The sequence below is a fragment of the Flavobacterium gelidicaeli genome (assembly GCF_013294005.1).
GTDB lineage: Bacteria > Bacteroidota > Bacteroidia > Flavobacteriales > Flavobacteriaceae > Flavobacterium.
On record NZ_JABSNK010000035.1, the window covers coordinates 1 to 1,444 of the forward strand.

Consider the following 1,444-nt stretch of genomic DNA (forward strand, 5'->3'; position numbering starts at 1 on the left):
CAATGTCATTAAGTTAAGACACAAATAGATAAAAACCATTGGGTTACGAACCTAAATTAGGTTCTTTGTAATTGACAAAAATACAATCCCAATGGTAGAAGCAAATATAAAAATAATAGAAGAGTTAAAAGAATTTTTAAAAATTATTAATACTGATCATGATTTAAGAAAATTATTTACAAATAAGGCTTCCGATTTTACTAGAAATAGAAAATTGACCTATAACCGAACTGTGTTTCTAATTGTTAACATGCTCAAAAAGAGTTTATCTATAGAGATTCAAAATTTTTTTGAGAATTGTCTTTCGGAGAATTTAAGCTGCACAAAATCAGCGTTAAGTATCCAGAGAAAAAAGCTAAAACCATTGTTTTTTGAAGTTTGGAATCAGCTATTAGTAAACTCTTTTTATAATTATTATGGTGATAAGGTCAAAAAATGGAATGGTTTCTTACTCATAGCAGTGGATGGTTCTACTATTAATCTGGTAGATAAGCAAGAAGTAAAAAATCATTTTGGTACTCATGGAAATCATATTAAGGAAGTCCCAATGGCTGGAATAATGAAGTTTTATGATGTGTTGAATAAAATTACTGTATTCTCGAAAATACATCCAATAAAAATTGGTGAAAAAAGTATAGTTGCACAGCATATTGAATGCATCCCAGAAGGTAGTTTGTCTATTTATGATAGAGGATTTGCGAGTTTTTCATTGATGTATTTATTGATTCATCAGGAAAAGACAAAACATTTTGTGATGCGATGCAAACAAGGTTTTAATAAGGAAGTCAGTGCTTTTATGTTAAGTCCAGATGTTGATAAAGTTATAAATCTTGGACCAAATTATAGAGCCATCCATAAAATGAAAGAATATGGGTTCAGTGTTTTTCTTCATACAACAATACCTATACGAATGATTAAGGTAGAATTGGAAACAGGAGAAATAGAAGTTTTACTAACCAATTTGTACGACTGTAAAAAGTACAAAAAAGAGATTTTTAAAACGCTTTATTTCATGAGATGGAAGATAGAGACCAGTTACAGCCATGATAAAAACGTGTTGCAGTTAGGACAATTTAGCGGGCATACGATTTGTAGTATCGAACAGGATTTTTATGCCACAACTTTGGTGTCAAATTTGCAAAGTATAATAGAGAAGCAATGCGAGCCCTATCTGGAAATCAAAAATAAAATTAGGAAGCATGATTATCAAATTAACAGGACATTGAGTATTGGAAGCATGAAAAATAAAATAATAGCTTTATTACTATCAAAGGAACCCAAAATAGTATTAATAGAATTACAAAATTTATTTGAGAGGTATCTTGAGCCTATTAGGACCAATAGAAATTATGAACGTAGAAAATCGAAAATAAGACAATCAGGAAAATATAAATCCGTAAATAACTATAAAAGAGTGATCTAATCCTTAACTTAATGACATTGG

At 29.6% G+C, this 1,444-nt stretch carries 1 protein-coding gene; it reads left to right on the top strand.

The features are described from left to right. Nucleotides 1-91: 91 nt before the first annotated feature. The gene (locus HNP99_RS17580) at nt 92-1,423 is read left to right on the top strand and encodes an IS4 family transposase (protein WP_173854757.1); all 1,332 of its coding nucleotides are present in this window, start codon (nt 92-94) and stop codon (nt 1,421-1,423) included. Nucleotides 1,424-1,444 lie beyond the last annotated feature (21 nt).

Coding starts and splice junctions, on each gene's coding strand:
- HNP99_RS17580 (WP_173854757.1), top strand. CDS start 92: ATGGTAGAAGCAAATATAAAAATAATAGAAGAGTTAAAAGAATTTTTA.